The 19,571-nt window shown below is 44.3% G+C and carries 19 protein-coding genes; 16 read left to right on the top strand and 3 right to left on the bottom strand.

Translation table 11 applies throughout. The features are described from left to right. Positions 1–57 precede the first annotated feature (57 nt). The 6 genes from BEL04_RS00195 (at position 58) to BEL04_RS00170 (ending at position 8,038) form a co-directional block, all read left to right on the top strand. Positions 58–3,570 (top strand): SusC/RagA family TonB-linked outer membrane protein, encoded by a 3,513-nt coding sequence (locus BEL04_RS00195; protein WP_175403968.1) that lies wholly within the window; start codon positions 58–60, stop codon positions 3,568–3,570. Between the two features lie 22 nt (positions 3,571–3,592). Then, entirely contained in the window at positions 3,593–4,960 is a 1,368-nt protein-coding gene (locus BEL04_RS00190) for a RagB/SusD family nutrient uptake outer membrane protein (protein ID WP_175403967.1), read from the top strand. Positions 4,961–4,994: 34 nt separating this feature from the next. Then, positions 4,995–6,335 carry a TlpA disulfide reductase family protein gene (locus BEL04_RS00185; RefSeq protein ID WP_065998903.1) on the top strand — a complete coding sequence of 447 codons (1,341 nt, stop codon included), beginning with the start codon at positions 4,995–4,997 and terminating at the stop codon, positions 6,333–6,335. Position 6,336: 1 nt separating this feature from the next. Next, positions 6,337–6,795 carry a protein-disulfide reductase DsbD domain-containing protein gene (locus BEL04_RS00180; RefSeq protein ID WP_083227689.1) on the top strand — a complete coding sequence of 153 codons (459 nt, stop codon included), beginning with the start codon at positions 6,337–6,339 and terminating at the stop codon, positions 6,793–6,795. Positions 6,796–7,121: 326 nt separating this feature from the next. After that, the gene (locus BEL04_RS00175; RefSeq protein ID WP_065998901.1) at positions 7,122–7,694 is read left to right on the top strand and encodes a hypothetical protein; all 573 of its coding nucleotides are present in this window, start codon (positions 7,122–7,124) and stop codon (positions 7,692–7,694) included. 20 nt (positions 7,695–7,714) lie between these two features. Then, a complete protein-coding gene (locus BEL04_RS00170) occupies positions 7,715–8,038 on the top strand; it encodes a hypothetical protein (RefSeq protein ID WP_065998899.1) in 324 nt (107 codons plus the stop codon). 491 nt (positions 8,039–8,529) lie between these two features. On the opposite strand, the gene BEL04_RS00165 is transcribed toward BEL04_RS00170, so the two are convergent. The 3 genes from BEL04_RS00165 to BEL04_RS00155 are packed head-to-tail and all read right to left on the bottom strand — an operon-like array spanning position 8,530 to position 10,930. Next, positions 8,530–8,907 (bottom strand): hypothetical protein, encoded by a 378-nt coding sequence (locus tag BEL04_RS00165; RefSeq protein WP_065998897.1) that lies wholly within the window; start codon positions 8,905–8,907, stop codon positions 8,530–8,532. A gap of 6 nt (positions 8,908–8,913) precedes the next feature. Continuing rightward, the gene (locus BEL04_RS00160) at positions 8,914–10,281 is read right to left on the bottom strand and encodes a hypothetical protein (RefSeq protein ID WP_139112879.1); all 1,368 of its coding nucleotides are present in this window, start codon (positions 10,279–10,281) and stop codon (positions 8,914–8,916) included. 49 nt (positions 10,282–10,330) lie between these two features. Next, positions 10,331–10,930 carry a Crp/Fnr family transcriptional regulator gene (locus BEL04_RS00155; RefSeq protein WP_065998892.1) on the bottom strand — a complete coding sequence of 200 codons (600 nt, stop codon included), beginning with the start codon at positions 10,928–10,930 and terminating at the stop codon, positions 10,331–10,333. 226 nt (positions 10,931–11,156) lie between these two features. On the opposite strand from BEL04_RS00155, the gene BEL04_RS00150 reads away from it, so the two are divergent. From BEL04_RS00150 to traJ, 10 genes are all read left to right on the top strand, one after another. Further along, positions 11,157–12,038, top strand: a complete 882-nt coding sequence (locus tag BEL04_RS00150; RefSeq protein ID WP_065998890.1) for an RteC domain-containing protein — start codon at positions 11,157–11,159, stop codon at positions 12,036–12,038. A 110-nt stretch (positions 12,039–12,148) separates the two neighbouring features. Further along, positions 12,149–12,685: a hypothetical protein gene (locus BEL04_RS00145; protein ID WP_139112878.1), complete on the top strand. Its 537-nt coding sequence runs from the start codon at positions 12,149–12,151 to the stop codon at positions 12,683–12,685. Positions 12,686–12,804: 119 nt separating this feature from the next. After that, positions 12,805–13,083 (top strand): DUF4134 domain-containing protein, encoded by a 279-nt coding sequence (locus BEL04_RS00140; protein WP_066003256.1) that lies wholly within the window; start codon positions 12,805–12,807, stop codon positions 13,081–13,083. After that, positions 13,080–13,415 (top strand): DUF4133 domain-containing protein, encoded by a 336-nt coding sequence (locus BEL04_RS00135; protein ID WP_065998887.1) that lies wholly within the window; start codon positions 13,080–13,082, stop codon positions 13,413–13,415. The genes BEL04_RS00140 and BEL04_RS00135 overlap by 4 nt, the downstream gene beginning before the upstream one ends. After that, the gene (locus tag BEL04_RS00130) at positions 13,399–15,885 is read left to right on the top strand and encodes a TraG family conjugative transposon ATPase (RefSeq protein WP_065998885.1); all 2,487 of its coding nucleotides are present in this window, start codon (positions 13,399–13,401) and stop codon (positions 15,883–15,885) included. The genes BEL04_RS00135 and BEL04_RS00130 overlap by 17 nt, the downstream gene beginning before the upstream one ends. Then, positions 15,869–16,246: a hypothetical protein gene (locus tag BEL04_RS00125; RefSeq protein WP_065998883.1), complete on the top strand. Its 378-nt coding sequence runs from the start codon at positions 15,869–15,871 to the stop codon at positions 16,244–16,246. Before BEL04_RS00130 ends, BEL04_RS00125 begins: the two co-directional genes overlap by 17 nt. Positions 16,247–16,328: 82 nt before the next feature. Continuing rightward, the gene (locus BEL04_RS00120) at positions 16,329–17,009 is read left to right on the top strand and encodes a conjugal transfer protein TraI (protein ID WP_065998881.1); all 681 of its coding nucleotides are present in this window, start codon (positions 16,329–16,331) and stop codon (positions 17,007–17,009) included. Beyond that, positions 16,996–17,679 carry a hypothetical protein gene (locus BEL04_RS00115; protein ID WP_065998879.1) on the top strand — a complete coding sequence of 228 codons (684 nt, stop codon included), beginning with the start codon at positions 16,996–16,998 and terminating at the stop codon, positions 17,677–17,679. Before BEL04_RS00120 ends, BEL04_RS00115 begins: the two co-directional genes overlap by 14 nt. Continuing rightward, positions 17,666–18,343: a hypothetical protein gene (locus BEL04_RS00110; RefSeq protein ID WP_065998877.1), complete on the top strand. Its 678-nt coding sequence runs from the start codon at positions 17,666–17,668 to the stop codon at positions 18,341–18,343. The genes BEL04_RS00115 and BEL04_RS00110 overlap by 14 nt, the downstream gene beginning before the upstream one ends. Then, complete coding sequence (gene traJ, locus BEL04_RS00105; protein ID WP_065998871.1) at positions 18,340–19,530, top strand: conjugative transposon protein TraJ; 1,191 nt, start codon at positions 18,340–18,342, stop codon at positions 19,528–19,530. Before BEL04_RS00110 ends, traJ begins: the two co-directional genes overlap by 4 nt. Positions 19,531–19,571 lie beyond the last annotated feature (41 nt).

The following is a 19,571-nucleotide window of genomic DNA, read 5'->3' as shown; positions in this document are numbered from 1 at the left end:
TCTGCTCGGAAGTCCAAGACGCCGGGCCATTTTTTAACCCGATATAAATATGTGATCATGAAAGTTTTTATCCTGGCTGTTTGTTTGACCCTTAGCGGATTGTTGCAGGCAAGGGAGTTAAAGGGCCAGGATCTGAACAAGGTAGTTGTTTCCCTGCAATTAAAGAACAGCGATCTGAAGGCGGCCTTTAAGAAGATCGAGGCGCTGACGGCTTATCGCTTTACGTACAAAAGTGAGGATGTAGCCAAATACCGCAACCTGAATTATGCGGCTAATCAATTGAGCCTGGAAAAGGTTTTACACGATTTATTGAAAAGTACGGATTTGGGCTTTGAGCAGGTAGATAAGGTGATTATCGTAAAAAAGTCTGTAGAAACGGTACAGGTAAATAATTCACAACCTGCTACCGTTTCCCCTGTGGTTGTTCCGGTAACGGTCACTGGGAGGGTAACGGACACGACGGGCGCGCCTTTAGTTGGTGCTACGATAGCGAATAAAACTACCAACAAATCATTTTTAACAGATGACAAAGGTGAGTTTTCGTTTAATGCCCAAACCGGCGATCAGGTAACCGTAACTTTTATTGGCTATCAGCCTTACACGTTTACCGTGTCGAATAGCTTGCCTTTTCAAAATATTGTGCTGCATGGCAGTTCGAATAATTTGAGTGAGGTTGTTGTTAGTACAGGATACCAGCAGATTCCTAAGGAAAGGGCAACAGGGTCATTTGATCTTATCAATAATTCCACCATCAATCAACAGGTAGGCAGCAATATTTTAGACAGAATCAATGGCACTGCGAGTGGGGTTCTTTTCGTAAACAATCAAAATTTAACCGATGGGCCGTCCAATGGCATCATGATTCGTGGATTAAGCACGATAAATGGCCTGAAAGATCCTCTCATTGTGCTTGACAATTTCCCTTATGATGGTAACATTTCAAACATAAATCCAAACGATATCGCAGATGTAAGTATTCTGAAAGACGCGGCAGCCGCATCTATTTGGGGTGTAAAAGCTGCAAATGGGGTCATTGTCATTACTACCAAAAAAGGCGGTCTGAATAAACCCTTTCAAGTCGACTTTAACTCGACATTCAGTTTTACAACCAAACCGGATTTAATGAAGCTTCGGACGATTTCATCAACCGATTTCATAGACTTGGAGCAATACCTGTTTCAACAAGGCTTTTACGATCCCACGTTAACAGATCCTAATAATCATACAGCGGTTTCTCCAGTTGTTGACCTTTTGAATCAACAGCGAAATGGATTAATAACAGCAAGTCAAGCAAACAGTCAAATTAATGCCTTTCGAAACGATGATATCCGACAACAATACGACAAGTATATCTATCGCCAAGCGCAGTTACAGCAATATGCTTTAAATATCTCAGGAGGAACGGAAAAAACAGCATATTATCTTTCGGCAGGATATGATAAAAATATTGATCAATTATCTGGATCAAATGATAGGGTCACCCTTCGGTCACAAAATCAGTTTAAAATAACTAAAAAACTATCGATTAGTACTAATATCCAGTACACACGAAATAATTCCTTATCTGGAAAGCCTCCTTTTGGTAGCATATCGGTTAATAACGCTCTAATTCCTTATTTGCAACTCGCTGACAACAACGGAAATCCATTCCCAATAGCTCGATATTTTAGCAGGGCGTATACGGACACAGCCGGTAAAGGCAAGCTTTTGGATTGGAACTACTATCCATTAACTGACTGGCAACACTCGTACACGCAAAACAAGACAGATGATATTTCGGCGAATGCGAACATAGAGTATTCGCTTTTCAAGGGATTAAAAGCAGTCGCTGCTTATAATTTCGAATCACAGCATGGTCAAGCAAATGCCATGAACGACATTTCAAGCTACAGTGCACGGGACCTTATCAATAGGTTCACGCAAATAAATAGTTCTACCGGGATAGTGACCAATGTTGTGCCTGTAGGGGGAGTACTTTATACTTTCGATAACACACTACAGAGTAATAATTTGCGGGCGCAATTAAATTATAACGCAGAATTCGGCAAACACGCAATTGATGCAATAGCTGGTTCTGAAATCAGGCAGACTAATAATAATTCTTCAAACAATTCATTCTTCGGCTATAATTCAAATGTATTAACGACTGTTCCCGTTGATGCTGTTAATGCCTACCCAACAAACCCCTACGGAGGTTTCCAGACTATCCCATACAGTCAGGGGTTATTACAAACTACAAATAGATTTGTATCTGTTTTTGCAAATGCTTCTTATACCTACAATGAAAGATATATTTTAAGTGCCAGTGCTCGTAGAGACGCTTCTAACTTGTTTGGTGTAACCACAAACAATAAATGGAATCCGCTATGGTCTGCGGGTGCCGGCTGGATCATATCTAAAGAATCGTTTTACCATTCAGACTTGTTGCCATTTTTAAAGCTTAGAGCCACCTATGGATATAACGGCAATACTAACCCAGCGATAGCGGCACTTTTGACGTTTAGAACCAGTTCAACAAGGTCCCCTACGTTTTTAAATGGAAGTATTATTCAAAATTTTCCAAATCCTGGTTTAAAATGGGAAACAGACAAAACCGTAAATTTCGCGATAGACTTTTCTACAAAAAACAATGTCGTTTCTGGTAGTATCGAGGCTTATATAAAAAACGGTCTTGACTTATACGGGTTAGCACCTATCGATCCAACTACAGGCTTGAACGGACATACGACTGTAGTCAGAAACTTTGCTAGTATGAGAGGGCAAGGAGTTGAGGCTAACGTCAATCTTAAATTAATCGACAGCAAATTTAAGTGGAATACAAAAGTTCTTTATAATTACAATTTTAGTAAGGCAACCAAATATTACCTCGATACCTCCCTTCGCGCACAATCTTTTATTAATGGTGGAACCCAAATTACGCCGGTCGTTGGACAACCGCTGTACAGCATAGTAGCTTATAAATGGGCCGGATTAGATAATCAAGGCAACCCGCAGGGATATCTAAATAACCAAGTAAGCGAAGACTACACAAATATCCTGAATGCGACAAGAAAAGAGGACTTAATTTACAAACCCTCCCTCCCTACGCATTATGGCTCTTTGATCAACTCCTTTAGTTACAAGGGTCTTACCATCGATATTAATATTTCTTATCGTTTGGGTTATTACTTCGCCAAGCCCACAGTTAATTACTATGCATTAATTAATAATAATGGTGCCGGGATCGGAACCTCAGATTATGCAAAGAGATGGCAAAAACCGGGGGATGAAAAGACAACAAATGTTCCGTCATTTTTATATCCCGATAACGCTGATAGAGATGCCTTTTTCCAAGAGGCTTCGGTCAACATCGATAAAGCGGATAATATCAAGCTACAATATATCAATTTATCCTATGATTTAGGCAGAATTATTAAAAATCGGTCCTTTTTGAAGAGCTCGCATATATTTTTTAACGCAAGCAATTTAGGCATTTTATGGAAAGCCAACCATGATGGTATTGATCCTGACTATCTATTTGTACCTGAATCTGGTAAAACGTTTGCAGCCGGTTTTCGCGCTAATTTTTGATCACACTATAAATTTAAAAAAAATGAAAACCAAATACTTAATAATTTTCTCACTTTTCATCGTAACCTTTTGCGTGCTTACAGGATGTAAAAAATATTTAGATGCAAAGCCCGATACTTCACTTGCTACAATATCTCAAGTTTCCGATCTACAAGGTTTCTTAGACCAACATACCTGGACTAATGACGTTTCAGCTGAAGAAGGAGAAATCTCCGCTGACAGTTACTATGTAACAGACGCGGTTTATGCTACTTTTAATTTACAAGAAGCCAGAGCTCTTTATCTTTGGCAAACACCCACACGGGCTTATGAATGGGACTTCGAATACTCATGCGTATATTCAGCAAATATTGTTCTGGATAATCTACCTAATCTGGAAAGAAATAACACGAATGCTTCAGCCTGGGATAATTGCAAAGGTTCGGCCCTTTTATTTCGGGGAAAGGCTTTTTTGGATATAGCCTTAATATGGGCCAAATCTTATGACAGTCAAAATTCAAATACCGATCTTGGCATTCCTTTAAGATTAACATCAGATTTTAATGTATTATCGAAGAGAGCTTCGGTTCAACAAACTTATGACCAAATCTTAACGGACTTAAAATCATCTATCCCGTTACTCCCACGAATACCTATAAATGTTTTCCGGCCATCTAAAGGTGCCGCCTATGGTTTGCTGGCCAGAACTTATTTGATGATGAGAAAATATGACTTAGCAAAACTTTATGCAGATTCTTGCCTTCAGATCAATAGCAATCTGTTGGATTATAATTCTATTAAAACATCAGGTACGTTCCCATTCTCAGCTGTAACATACACAAATCCTGAACATGTTCTGTACTTGGATAGTTACCCCAACTATCATGTGGCATTTTACACTACTGCGACGGTTGATCCGACACTATATGCATCATATGATGTCAATGATTTACGTAAATCGATCTTTTTTATAGCAAATCCCGCTGGCGGATTCCGTTTTCGTGGGGATTATACAGGAGGTAATAAGCATTACAATGGCATCGCAACGGATGAAATGTTTTTAACGAGAGCAGAATGTGAAGCGAGAAATGGTGATACACAATCTGCTTTAAACGATTTAAATACTCTATTAGCGAAAAGATATAAAGCAGGAACTTTTGTGCAGGTTCAATCCAATAACGCCACTGCATTGTTGCAGGTCATTTTAACAGAACGAAGGAAAGAATTATTCTTCCGCTTGTTAAGATTCGCGGATATCAAAAGATTAAACCTTGAAGGCGCGAATATTTCGATAACGCGCGTTTTGAACGGTCAAACCTATACATTGCCAGCAAACGATGAACGTTTTGCACTGGCAATACCTGCCGATGTGATAACCTTGTCTGGTATTCAACAAAACCCGGGGCATTAAAGGCCATTTATCTAAATTATTTAATTAACAATAAATGATGAAAAATATCTTCCTTTTTTGCGCCGCTACTTTTATTTTTCTGCATGCGGAAGGTCAAACCTTTACTCCAATTTCGAGCAACAACAATACGGCTGCACCCCCCAATCGATTACACGTTGGCGATAGAATGCCAAGTTTCATATTTAAGGAAACCGTAAATTATAAATCTTCAATAGCCAAACTGTCCGATTTCAGGGCAAAATTGACCATTTTGGATATGTGGAACAGTGGATGTACGTCATGCATCAACTTGATGCCGGAAATGCAAACATTGCAGGATCGTTTTGGAGGCAAATTGCAGATCGTCCTCGTTAATACAAACACCAAACGTTTTGGTGATAGCAAAGCAAAAGCTATTGATATCCTAAAGCGACAAAAGGCGATCACAGGGATCGATATCAAATTACCGGTGCTGCTAAACTCCGAACAATTTGATAAGGCATTCCCAACGCATTCATTACCTCAAGAATTGTGGTTAGATGAAACCGGAAAAATACTAGCTATTACAGATGCGTCTCAGCTAACTACCGAAAATATAGTGGCGGCGATAACCGATAAAGCAATTCACATGCCTACAAAAGATGACCAATTTTTTGACTTCCAAAAAGGGACTTTACAGGAATATTTGTATGGGCAAAAGGGTGAACATCGCTCAGCGCCCTTTTCCTCCACGATTTGGAGAGGCCGGTTGGATTTGCGTGGAATTGGTATGCGTCGCGATAAATCGCGGCCGGACAAATATTTAGGAATTTGTTTGATAAATACAACATTACTGACGTTGGCGAGCTATGGCTATTCAGAAGAGTTAAACGGGATACTAAATAATCAAATTTTTTATGACAGACCTGATTCTTCGCTGTTTATTCGGCCGCTTGAGACAGACGTCTCTTTTAGTAACTACTTCTATTCATACGATTTGAACGTGCCCCCTTCAACACAAAAAGAAATTCACGATCACATGAGGGCTGACCTTTATGCGGCCTTTAAGATTGTGATAAGAAATGAGAAGAGAAACTTGAATTGTTGGATTATAAAAAGCACTGCCAAGGCGCGTGAAGCCGACCCAAATGAGAAAAAAGAATGGGAAGTTGGGGAGCATATCGGAAGGAGGCTGATCAAGAATACCCCCGTAAGCGAAATTGTTGAAGAATTAAATCGGTTTTCGAAACTTCCGATGATCTTTGATAGTCGTGATAACATAAATATTGATATTAATCTGCCGGTGAATTTCAGCGATTCAAAAGCCGTCATAAAAGCGTTGGAAGATGCTGGCCTCGACGTTTCAATGGAAAAGCGGTTGATGAAAGTCGCGATAATTTCAGATAAAGTTAATTGATATGGGCAAAAAGGAAGTAAAATACATTTTTTTGGCCCTGCTTTGCTGTTGTCAAACAATTTGTCTTGGGCAAATCTTAAAACCCGTGAAGTGGAGCTATGCTTCGAAAAAGTTGGACGAACATCATGCAGTAATTTATTTTAAGGCAGATATTGATGATGGCTGGCATATCTACTCACTGAATCAACCAGACGGAGGACCAAAGAAAACGACGTTTGTTTTAAATAGAAACACTGGATTCACAGCAAACGGCAAACCTATCGAACCCAAGCCCAAGAAGCATTTCGAGAAAGCCTTTGGTATTTATGTTTACTATTTTGAGCACTCTGTTATCTTTCAGCAAAAAATTTTAATTAAAAAACCGCAAACAACGATCAAAGGGACTTTAACCTTTATGGTTTGCAATAATCATCAATGCCTATCACCGGAAGATATTGAATTTGCAATACCAATAAATTAGGGCGTCTAACATGAAAAAATAGGCTTTTTTTATAAAGTCGGGCGATACCTTTGTCTCTTTATGGGGGCTAATGTTTGCATTATGCACGACTTTCAAATCTCGACCAGCAAATAATACGACGTTTAAGCGGTACTTATTAATTATCGTTTTGCAAAATCATTAAATACAAGCAATTACATGGAAACTTTATCAACAACGAATACAATGTCTAATTTTCAGAGCCGTTGTGTGCGATGAATTTGAACAGGCAGCCTGAAGTTTTGCAGATTAAAATTCGGGTTACTGATGATGAACAATTAAACCGAATCACCGCGCATTGAGTGCTTATGGAATACGTGTTGAAAAAGATGATGTGGGAGAACAATAATGAATTATTTATTATGAAGAAAAGTTATGTTTTAACAATCAAATCTGAAGATCGTCCTGGGCTTTTGCACTTGATTACGGGAATCATCGAAAGGCGACTCTTAAAGATAAAAAGCCTCAGTTTAGCGCCGACAGACGTAAGTTTTATCACACTAATTAGCATAGAATTGAACGCCACAGAAAAGGAAATTACATTATTGGCCTTAAAGTTGGAAAACTTGATTGAGGTGTTACAAGTAGAGGTAAAATTGTACGACCAGGCGCTTTGTTTGAGAGCGACCTATTTCAAGTTGGATAAAGCCTTATTGGATAAGGCACAGTTTTCGGTGCTCAATAAATATGGTGCCGTGATTGTTAATTGGTCTTCGGAATCATTCCTTGCTGCAAAATACGGCAGTGATGCTTCTATTCTAAACCTATACAATGAATTAGATGGGCCGCATTTATTGGGCTTTATTCAGACAGGTTTAATTACAGACACAGATTTGATCGGTGAGGAAGAGTCATCGGTCATTAGCAGGCTGGCCGCCTAACGGCTTTGTTATTTTGGAATATGAAAATCCGAAAAGCGACCTTTCACGATGCTCCCGATATTAAAATATTGCTGGATAATTTGGGATATAAGGTCAGTCTTAGCAGACTCATTACGCAGATCACAACCTCTTTCAATGATGATGATAATCAGGTTTGGGTTTGTGAAGATCGGGATACTTTGACTGGTTTCGCGGTATTACATGATCTGCCTAAACTGGGTTCTGAAACTGGCCTTTTGGTCGTGAGTTGTTTGTCCTGTACGGAACAAACAGCCAAAAATGCACTTGAGCGGCATGTAAACGAACTTGCTGTAAAACGGAATTGTGAACGCATCACCTTATAGATATTCGCTTGTTGTTCTTTATAGTTTTTTCATTTTGCTAAAAATGATCAGTTAATAGTTAGTAAGCAGCGTCCCCAGGGCGAGGGACGCTTTACCAATGAATTTTTAATAGTGAGTTAATAATAGTTAGTTAAATGTGACGGTAAGCCCTGTCAGGCAGGGCTACCGTTTTTGAAGAAATTTGAGTACTCCCCAGGCAGGAAAAATCTGGTAAATTTTATAGGCAGGGAGCACAGCTATCCGCATCTACGCGCGGATTGGTTTGTGCTGGCCTGGGCTACCAGACCCTACCTGCTTCGTACAAGCCGTCCGCCGTAGGTGCAGATGATAAGATCGCACCTGGCGAATTAGGTATGGCGGTGATAAAGATGATATTTATCACTGCGCAAAAAATAGTTCGCCCGGAAAGTCCGGGCCACTGCGTTTTATTCACTGGATAAAGCAAAAGTGATCGTAATGCAAAGGGGGCGTGAGCCCCCTTTGTGTTTTGTTTATAGATAATCCCAAAGACTTTTTTCGGTTACGGCTGTGATGCCTTGCACCGGCTTTTTATAGGGTAATCTGAACCTTTGTGGGCAAAAAAGCCAGTCGCTCCATTGCCAGAAGCGCCAGGGTTTGATGGTATAAGTGCGGTAAAGGGTGCTGTCTTTGGCTTTCTCGTCGGGATGTTTTTTCAGGAAATCCCGGTAATCATAGGTTACGGTGAGAAAAGCGGGTTTTCCGCCTGCTTCCTCGGCGTCGGTAAAGCTGCCGTCACGATTGCTATAGGTATAATTCTCATGGAGGATATAGCTGACCGGTGTAAAATTAAAAATCAACAGGATGGCTATTCCAACGATGATAATCCATTTGATGGGTTTCTTTTTCATGGTTTTTCAATTACAGGGTCCGTGACTTTGACCGACGGTTCCGCCGTTGGTGTTGGCTTTCAGGATATCCGATACGTCCCGGATGGAACCGCCCAAAGCAGCCGGGGTCATGCCGGTCTGGAAAAAGCCCATATTGCCGTTAGGATCGGGTAAGGTGATATCTCCTTTGCTGCATGCATCATAAACGAAATTGGTGCAGTTATAAGTATAAAGGTTATAAGTAGACGGAGGGTTGGCGATAAAATTGGCGATGGCGTTAAACTCGAAGGGCAATACGCTGTAGCTGACGCTGACGGTGTAGTTGAGGTTGGTGTTGTCTACGATCTTGGCGCTGGTTCCGGTGGCGGCCAGTTTACTGCTGGTGGGATAAAACCCGACGGTTTGGGTGATGCTTTGGCCATTAACGGTTTTGGTCAGGCTGATCGCCGTATGGCCGACGGAGTTCACGCCGTAGTTGAAAGGAAGCCCCGGTTGCGGTTCCTGGACGTAGACAGTGATGGTTTCTTTGGCGCCCTGGTCAGGCAGGCTGCCGAAACAGTTCATAAAGGCTTTGGGATCGATGGGAGCTTTAGGCTGGTCGGGCAGGTCAACGGGTGCGTCCGGCGCGCTGGCTTCGCTTCCCCCACCGCCACCGCCGCTACCCAGCGGATCGCCTGAAGGTGCCCCTCCACCACCACCGCCGTCCATACCGTCATCATAGATCTCGTAATCACAGACCTGGTAGGAATAAATGGTAACCACGCCCTCGCCGTCGATATAGTTATCATCGATCCAGTCGCAGCTTTCGGAGATGGCGACCATATCGGTTCTTAATTGGGGCGCTTTGGTGCTGGCCGTTGCGTTAAGCGTGATTGCTTTGGGCCTGATAGCACCGACCTGTTTGCCGTTGTTATAAACCATGCCTTTTTGCAGTTGGTATTGTTGGTTATAAACGAAGACTAGGCCGGTAAAAGTTTTGGTATCGGCGCCGTGGTGGATATGCAGGTAAGCGGCATCCGGGATGATCTCCAGGATGCGGGCTTGTATCGCCCCGGTGCTGTCTTTGGTAAAGACGAGCTTGCGGTAACCTTGCTTCAGTCCTTTGTAGGCGGTCTGTCCCGGTAAGGCAAGGGTCCACCAGTTGCGTTTTGGAGTGGTGACGTTTCCGGCCTTATTCCAATCAAGGCTGAATTGGTGCAGGCTGAATGTTTTAGTGGTGCTTTGGGTTTGCAGGTTGGTGGCGGTGTTTTGTGCGTTATACCAGGCTTGTACATCGGATAAACTCAGCGTGTTTATTGCAGGTGGTGATTGGGTTTGGGGTAAGGTGCTGCTTTCTTTGCGGCAACTGATGGTACAGGCTAATGCTGTTAGGAGGATAATGATATACTTTTTCATGGTTTCAGCTCTAAAAATTGTTGGTTTCTGTTTCATTATTTGATTTAAATCAAAGGTCCTTACTGGCGCGTAAGCGGCTCAGGGTTTCGAGTTCGATGCCGAGGTAGGACGCGATCTGCTTGAGACTGGCCTGTTGCAGGATATTCGGATGGGTTTTCAGGAGGAGTTTATACCGGTCTATGGGCTTTTTGCAATGCAGCATGATGGCCCTTTCTTCGGCTTTGATGTAGTATAGTTCGGTGAGTTTCCGGCCATGAAAATTGAATGTAGAATAGTCGGTATAAACGTCTTGTAACTCCTGGGCGGTGATAGATTGCAATACGCTGTCTTCCAGCAGTTCGATGTTCTCGGAGGCGGGTTGCTGCGTAAAAAAGCTGTAAACGGAGATCATGACGTCCCCGGTTCCCATGAACCAGAGCGTGTGTTCTTTGCCGTCGAGGTCATGGTAAAAGGCGCGGGCAAAGCCCTGTTTAATGAAGTAGATGCGCCGGGCGGTTTGTCCCTGTTTGAGTAGTAAATGTTTTTTGGGGAGTTGGTCCGTCCGGACAAGCGCGTTCAGATCGTTTCGCAAAGCAAGGCCGAGCGGTGCGATCATGGAGAGGACATGGAACAGTAGTTCCGTGTCCGTTAATTCTTGAATTTCAGCCATAGGATGAATTTGATTTGGATCAAATCACCGCGGCTTTATTCCACTTTTCTTTGCAGGTAAGTAATCGTAATTAAAAGTTAAAACGACAGCAGCCGCAAATGGTTTGCGGGGACTGGAAATTTTTCAGAAGGGAACGCTTATGCCAAAAAATCTACCCATTATCCTGCCGGAGTAACAGTTATCGCCAGTGAACGGGCTATGGCAGGTCATACCAATTTTTTATCCTATGAAATTGAATTTTTATGACCAGTTGTATGACCAACTGCAAGCGGACATTGCTGTTATTCACGAGCAAAAACAGGAACCCTTAACACAAATGGCGGCCTATATAGCCGCGGTGCGTAGGCGGCTGGAGGAATTGAAGGCGTATGTGCTTCAGCATCCTTTTAAAGACCAGTCCGAAGAGATCCATTTTTTTAAATCCGTCAAGCCCCGGTTTTACGCCCTGAAGATCTTTTACCTGGCGAAATACCAGGTGGATACCCATTTACCTGCGGGTGACAGCGATACGCTCAGGGCGTATTACATGGAGGAACTGGGGCTGATCCGGCGGGAACTGGAGCATTTGGGTTTTCATTTTCAGTATTACCGTTTAGGCGCGACAGAACTGGATGCGCTGTATTTTGTCAGAGGCGCCGAAATGCAAAGCCTGCTGATACCGGAAGTGCCGGAGCTTGACCCTCAATTCTCGACCAACGGGGATTATGTGTTCGCGAAGATCAAGGCGGCGGAATTAGTACAGGAATACCTATTGGGGAAACTGAATGCTTTATCAGGTGCTGCTATGCCACCTGTTGCTTCTTTGGCAACCTCGCCGGAACTCAAATGGACAGGCGATAAGGTGAACCTTGTGGAAGTGATCTATGCTCTTTATTTCACGGGGCAGCTCAATCACGGAAACGCGGACCTGGCGCTGATTATTCAATTCATGGAGAAGAATTTGCAGGTCGATCTTTCCCGAACGTACCGGGATTTTATCGACATCCGCAACCGAAAAGTCTCCAGCCCGACCCGCTATATTGACCAGATGCGCGAATCCATTCACAAGCGGATTGATGAAGATATGGCTTTTAAACCGATCAAAAAGCACAATAGGCCAGCGAATTAGCAACAATCGTTCGCAAGTGCCGGGTGCCTTGCGAATCAAAAATTGGGTATCCGGCAACCTTTGCTTTTGTAAATCCGGCACAATGCCGTGACGGATAAAAAAGAAAGTTTATGCTATTCAAATCATTCACCTGGCAGCAGTTTTTGGTAGCTGTCTTAGTATTGAGCAGTATCTGGTATGGGATCATCCTGCCAATAATTTACCGGAAACAATTGCGGCAATGGCTGGACAGCAAGGGCGGAAAACCCGCGGTCGAGCCTTTACGCAGGGATTGGGAAGACGAACTGGAAGACGAGCCGGAGTTACAACAAGAGGATGACCTCATGGGCCGCTCCAAAATGCCGGAAGGCATGTCGCGGTTAAGTATGAATATGTTCAGTTTCGCGCCGGATGTGGAGGAAGAAAATGACACCCGCGAGTTACAGCAAAGCTTGGTGCCGGATGCTATTGAGGAAATCAAAAGCATCTTTCATATCCTCGAAAAAGAGCAAGGCACGAAAGACGATTTTATCTCGCTGTTCGGTTTGGTCAAGGTCAAATATGCGGCGATCCGGGATACGCCGAGCGAATGGGCGCTGAATGAATACATCCGCGAAAACGCCCTGTTTCCAATCTCTGATGCGGAGTTAAGCAACCTATGGAATTAACCTAATGATCTATACTGATGAAATTAGTAAAAGCAATCTTTAAAAACTTTAAAAGCTGGTTTACGGCCTATCGCGAGTTACCGGCAGCCACTAAACGTATCGCATTCACGAAAACCTTGATGTTGCTTTCCAGCCTGTTAACCGTCAATATCTGCCTGGCCCAGGATGGGAATTCGGGGATAAACAGCGCAACGAGCCAGGTGAAAAGCTATTTCGATTCGGGCTGTAACCTGATGTACGCCATCGGCGCAGTGGTGGGGATCATCGGCGCGGTACGCGTTTTTAACAAATGGAATAGCGGCGAACCCGATACGAATAAGGTGGCGGCAGCCTGGTTTGGCTCCTGTATTTTTTTGGTAGTGGTCGCTACGATTTTGAAATCATTCTTTGGCTTATGAGCGTGTACCAGATCAATAAAGGCGTATCGAAGCCGATTGTCTTTCGTGGGCTGAAAGCCCAGTATATAGCTTATTTAGCTATCGGCCTGGTGGTTTTGCTGATCAGCTTTGCCGTGCTCTACATCTGCGGGGTATCGCTTTGGGTCATTCTGCCGCTGATTCTGGGTTTGGGTACCGCCTTATTCTTTGGTGTGTTCCGCCTCAGTCACCGCTTTGGTGAGCACGGGCTGTCCAAACACTTCGCCAAAAAACAATTGCCGGATTTTATCGCCTGCCGTTCAAGAAAACTTTTCATTCATCTTAAACATGAGGCTTATGGAAATCTTGCTTGAAAATATCCTGCCGCTAAGCAAAGTGGAGAAAGGTGCTATCCTTTCTGCGCACGGGGACATCACTATCACTTATGAAGTGACCCTGCCGGAAATATTTACGCTGTCCGACCGGGATTATGAAGCCTATCACCAGGCATGGGTAAAGGCGATCCGCTTGTTGCCCATTGGTTGCGTCTTTCATAAACAGGATTGGTGGCTGGAGAGCGGCTTTAGGCCTGACTTTGAAAAGGCCGGCAAGGGCTATCTGTCACGGGCCAGTGAGCGCTTTTTTAATGAGCGGGAATACCTCGACCATCGCTGTTATATCTTCCTCACCCAAAAACCAAAGGATCGTAAGTTGTCGTCATCGGCATACAGCAATATCCTGCGTAAAAGCCTGGTGCCGCAGCAAACGGTCAATCCCGTTTTGTTTAAGGATTTCCTGGACAGCGCGGGACAGTTTGAACGGGTGTTATCGGATAGCGGTTTTGTAGGTCTATCACGCTTATCGGACGATGAATTAGCCGGAACGGACGCCGAGGCCGGTGTGATTGAACGTTATTTGATGCTGCGGGGTCAGGATGAGCGCCCGCTTTTGCAGGATATTCATATCCAAAATGAGATCAGGGTCGGCAAAAATCACTGCGAATTGTACACACTTTCCGATGTGGAGGACCTGCCGCCTTTATGCGGCAGTCGTATCAATTACGATAAGTACTCGACTGACCGTACCAAGTTCTCCATCGGATTCGCTTCACCTTTGGGCAGTTTATTGCCCTGTAACCATATACTGAACCAGTATATCTTTATCGAGGACGCGCAAAAGACGATCAAGCGGCTGGAAGCCAAAAAACTGCGTTTACAGTCCTTATCGGGTTACAGCCGCGAAAATGCAATTAGCCGCGATGCGGTCAACGACTTTTTAAACGAAGCCATCGGTGAACAGCGTTTGCCGATCAAAGCGCATTTCAATGTGCTGGCCTGGTCGGATGATGCAGCGAAAATCCGCGATCTGAAGAATTTGGTGGGTTCGGCGATGGCGCAAATGGATGCGGCCTGTAAGCAGGAAACCGATGGGGCCGCGCAGATCTGGTTTGCGGGAATACCCGGCAATGAAGCGGACTTTCCCATGAACGATACCTTTGATACGTTCATCGAGCAAGCAGCCTGTTTCTTTAACCTCGAAAGCAATTACCGGGATAGCGTTTCGCCATTCGGCATTCGCCTGGGCGACCGCCTGACCGGCAAGCCGGTGCATGTAGATTTGTCTGACGAGCCGATGCAATCAGGGTTTACCACTAACCGTAACAAGTTCATTTTGGGGCCGAGCGGTAGCGGCAAGTCTTTCTTTACCAATCACCTGGTCAGAAGTTATTATGAACAGGGTGCGCATGTGGTTTTGGTGGATGTGGGCCACAGTTACCGCGGTTTATGCGATTTGGTAGACGGCTATTATTTCACGTATTCAGAAAGCGACCCGATCAAGTTCAATCCTTTCTATCTGACCGACGGCGAGGTCATGGATACGGAAAAGAAGGAAAGCATCAAGACCTTGCTTTTGGCGCTATGGAAAAAAGACGATGAAAGCATCCGGCGCTCTGAATACGTGGCCTTATCCAACGCGCTGACGGGCTATTTCGATCACCTGAACCAGCATCCCGATATTTTCCCCTGCTTTAATACTTTCTATGAATACCTTATGGAAGTGTATTTGCAGGTATTGGAAGACGGCAAGGTTAAGGAGCGCGACTTTGATGTGTCGAATTTTCTCTATGTGCTCAACCCTTACTACCGCGGCGGTGAGTTCGATTATTTGCTGAACGCTACCGAAAACCTGGATTTGCTGCATGAGCGCTTTATTGTCTTTGAAATCGATGCGGTGAAGGATCATCCTATCTTATTTGCGGTCACTACGCTTATCCTGATGTCGATGTTTATCAGCAAAATGCGCAAGCTACAAGGTGTGCGAAAGTTGATCCTGATCGAGGAATGCTGGAAGGCCATTGCCAAAGAAGGCATGGCGGAATACCTGAAATATTTGTTTAAAACCGTTCGCAAATTTTTTGGCGAGGCCATCGTGGTCACGCAGGAAGTCGAGGATATTATTTCTTCGCCTATTGTCAAGCAGGCAATCATCAATAATTCAGACTGCAAAATACTGCTCGATCAAAGCAAGTACCAGAACAAGTTCGACGCGATACAGGAATTGTTGGGCTTGACCGACAAGGAAAAGGCGCAAATCCTTTCGATGAACCGGGCCAATGACCCGAAACGGAAATACAAGGAAGTGTTTATCTCACTTGGTGGGCAATACTCTAAAGTTTACCGCACCGAGGTCAGCCTCACTGAATATCTGGCTTACACCACCGAAGAAAGCGAAAAGGTCAAAGTAATGCAATACGCTAAGAAATACGGCAGCATCCGGAAAGGCATCGCGATGCTAGTTCAGGAATTAACCCATAAAAAGAATCGATATGAAAGCGATTTTTAAATTACTCATGCTATTTGGCATAGGCTGCATAGCAGCTTGCCAAAGCAAAAGCGCCAAAGTTCAGGCATTCATTGACGGTGTTTATGTCAATCACGCGCAAAGTGTATACGGTATTGCCGACGATACATTAACGTTTACCCACACGGACGATCAGCATTACCTAATTACGCGCAATACCGGCTATTACGCGATCAGGAATGGTAGGCCACTGCCGAAAAAGCACAAGCAGGAAAAGTTTGAGGGCAATTATGACTCACAAACCAATGTACTCAACGAAAACACTACCGGAAGGGTATTCCGTTTTGACCCTAATAAGGGTGTGCTGCTGCTGAAGCAGGCGGTTTACCGAAAGCTTAACTAACAGAAATTATTCACCACATACCAATCAGGTGCCGCAACCAGCGGCACTAAAGGAGGCTATTGTGTCAAAAATTAAAGCATTTATGAAAAAGTACATGGTCATTCTGCCCATTTCGTCGATGACCGTTTTTGTAGCGCTGCCCAAAGGTGCGGATGCGCAGGTGATTGTCGGCTCGGTCATATCTTCGACCGTAGGCCGCGTGATCCGCGCCATCGACCTGGAGGTGCAGCGCTTACAGAACCAAACGATATGGTTGCAGAACGCGCAAAAGGCGCTCGAAAACCAATTATCCCAACTCAAGCTATCGGAAATATCCGACTGGTCGCAAAAGCAAAAGGATCTATTCGGTTCTTACTACCAGGAACTTTGGGACATTAAAACAGCTATTACTTATTATTCCCGTATTACCGAACTCACGCAAAAGCAGGTGGCTTTGGTCAATGCCTACAACCAGGCATGGAACCTGATCAAAAACGACAAGCATTTTACGGCTGACGAACTCACTTATATGGGCAAAGTTTATTCAGGAATTTTGCAAGCCAGCGTCAACGACCTCGACCAGATCATGGCGGTCATTCATGCCAACAAAACGCAAATGCCTGATGCGAAACGGTTAGAGATCGTGAACAAGACCGCCGACCACATGGATGCCAATTATAATGACCTGCAACAGTTCACCACGCAAAATGAATTGCTCAGCCTACAACGCGCCCATGATGAAAACGAAGTACTCACTTTAAAGCAATATTATGGAATCGATTAAGCGAAAAGCGGAAAGATTAAAGCATAAAGCTTTCTGCTGCATATTGGTCTGCTTTGGACTTTTTGCTTTCAGCTTTCAGCCCACAAAAGCGCAATCTTTCTCTTTTTCCGACCTCTTCGGCCAGGGCAATAAAGAACTGAAGAATATGGCAGCGCAGATCGAGGCGCTCAATGCCTTTGAAACTTCGATGAGACAAGGTTATGCGATGATGAAAGGCGAATGGACGGCGATCAGCAACTGGAAAAATGGGGAATTTGGCTTGCACCAGGACTATTACACTTCGTTAAGTACTGTAAATCCACAGGTCAAAAACGATCCCGATGTGGCAACTATTCAGTCCGAACAGCAAGCGATCATCAGCCTGTTTTCGGCTTTACAGGGTATACCCGGCTTACTGCCCTATGAGCAAAGCTATGTGCAAAGCGTGGCGCAGAACATTCTTAAACATTGTGATGCTGATCTACAGCGATTGCAAAAGGTCTTAGAGAGCGATACGCTGACGATGAGCGATGACGAGCGATTAAAAGAGATCGCAAAACTGCAAGCGGATATGCTGGATAAGTACCGGTTTACGCAAAGCTTCTGCAATTCCGTCCGGCTGTTGGTTATCGCGCGTAATCAGGAAATGAATGAAGTACAAACCCTAAATCAATACTATGAAAACAATTAACAGATTTATAAAGCCCTCCCTGCCGGGGAGGGTTTGGGTGGGGCTGATGGTTTGTTTTATGCTTTGCGCTTTCAGCTTTCAGCCTGCAAAGGCGCAGGTTTCGACCGCGCAGGATATTCAACAATTACTTTACGACATTGAAAAGTTGACGCAGTTCAAGGCGATCCTTTCCGATATGCAGACTGGCTATACCATCTTAACGCAGGGCTATGGCGCGGTAAAAAGCATTTCAGAAGGCAATTTCAACCTGCATTCCGCATTCCTTAACAGTTTGATGGCAGTTAGCCCGACGGTACGACAATACGGGCGCATTGCGGATATTATTTCCATGCAAGCCAGTATCGTTTCGGAATATAAAGCCGCCTATAACCAGGCATCGGCCAGTGGTCATTTCAGCGGGACTGAATTGTTGTATCTGAATGGGGTGTTTAGCCATCTGCTCAGTCAAAGCGTCGATAACCTGACCAATCTGGCCAATGTGATCACCGCGGGTACGCTGCGGATGAGCGATGCGGAACGTTTGCAGGCTATCGACCATATCTACGGTGATACGCAGAACAAGCTGATCTTCCTGCGGCACTTCGATAGTGATATAGCCATTCTGCAATTACAGCGGCAGAAAGAAGAAAACGAGGTGAACACTTTACAAAAGCTATTCCCATGAAACAGAAAGTATTATATAGCTTCAGTACCCTTTTATTGCTGTTTACGGCCTCGCAAAGTCATGCGCAGGACATTACTTCTTCTTTAAAGGGTATGCAACCGGTATTGAATAATGTGTACAATCAGATGATACCCCTGTGCAGTAACCTGATCGATGTGGGTCGTGGTATCGCGGGCTTCGGTGCCTTGTGGTATATCGCCTCAAGGGTATGGAAGCAGATCGCCAGAGCAGAGGCTGTCGACTTTTATCCCTTGCTACGGCCATTTGCTTTGGGTATGGCGATACTGATGTTTCCGGCGGTTATTTCTTTGATGAACGGGGTGATGCAACCCATCGTTTCGGCCACCGGCGCAATGGTGACCAATTCAGATAACAGTATTGCTTTATTGCTCAAACAGAAGCAGGAAGCCATTAAAAACAGCAGTTCTTACCAGATGTATATCGGCGACGATGGTAATGGAGATAGGGCGAAATGGTATGCCTACACCCACCCCGACGACCCGAACGACCAAAACGAGGGTACCTTTTCCAGTTTGGGTAATGACGTCAAATTCTGGATGGACAAACAATCGTACAATTTTAAGAACAATATCAAACAATGGATGAGTGAGGTGTTGCAGGTGTTGTATGCGGCGGCGATATTGTGTATTAACGTCATACGCACCTTTTACCTGATCGTCTTGGCGATATTAGGCCCTTTGGTTTTTGGCTTCGCGGTATTCGATGGCTTACAGCATACCCTGACGCAGTGGATAGCAAGGTATATCAATATCTTTTTATGGCTGCCTATCGCCAATATCTTCGGTGCCATCATCGGGCAGGTGCAGCAGCAAATGTTGCAATTGGATATCAACCAGATACAAAGCAACGGCGATACTTTCTTCAGCCAGACGGATTTAGCGTATTTGATATTTCTGTGCATCGGAATTGTCGGGTACTTCTCGGTGCCCAGCGTGGCAAACTACGTGATCCATGCACATGGCGGTAACGGGTTGTTGAATAATGTCACCAATGTAACGCAAAGTGTGGCCAACACTACTATCAGTGCAACACGATCTGCGGCTGGTGTGGCGGGTGAACGTTTTGAACAGGCCCGCAGCAATATCCTTAACGCACCAGGCGACTTCATGGAGGGCTACCGCGGCGTAGGTAATCAACATCAAAAAGACAAATTATCAGGAAAGTAAAAAAGTAAAATTTAAAGCCCTCCCTACCGGGGAGGGTTTGG

Source organism: Mucilaginibacter sp. PPCGB 2223 (genome assembly GCF_001705515.1).
Classification (GTDB): Bacteria; Bacteroidota; Bacteroidia; order Sphingobacteriales; family Sphingobacteriaceae; genus Mucilaginibacter.
Note: the sequence above shows the minus strand (reverse complement) of the source record. Positions and strands in the feature narration are given on the sequence as shown.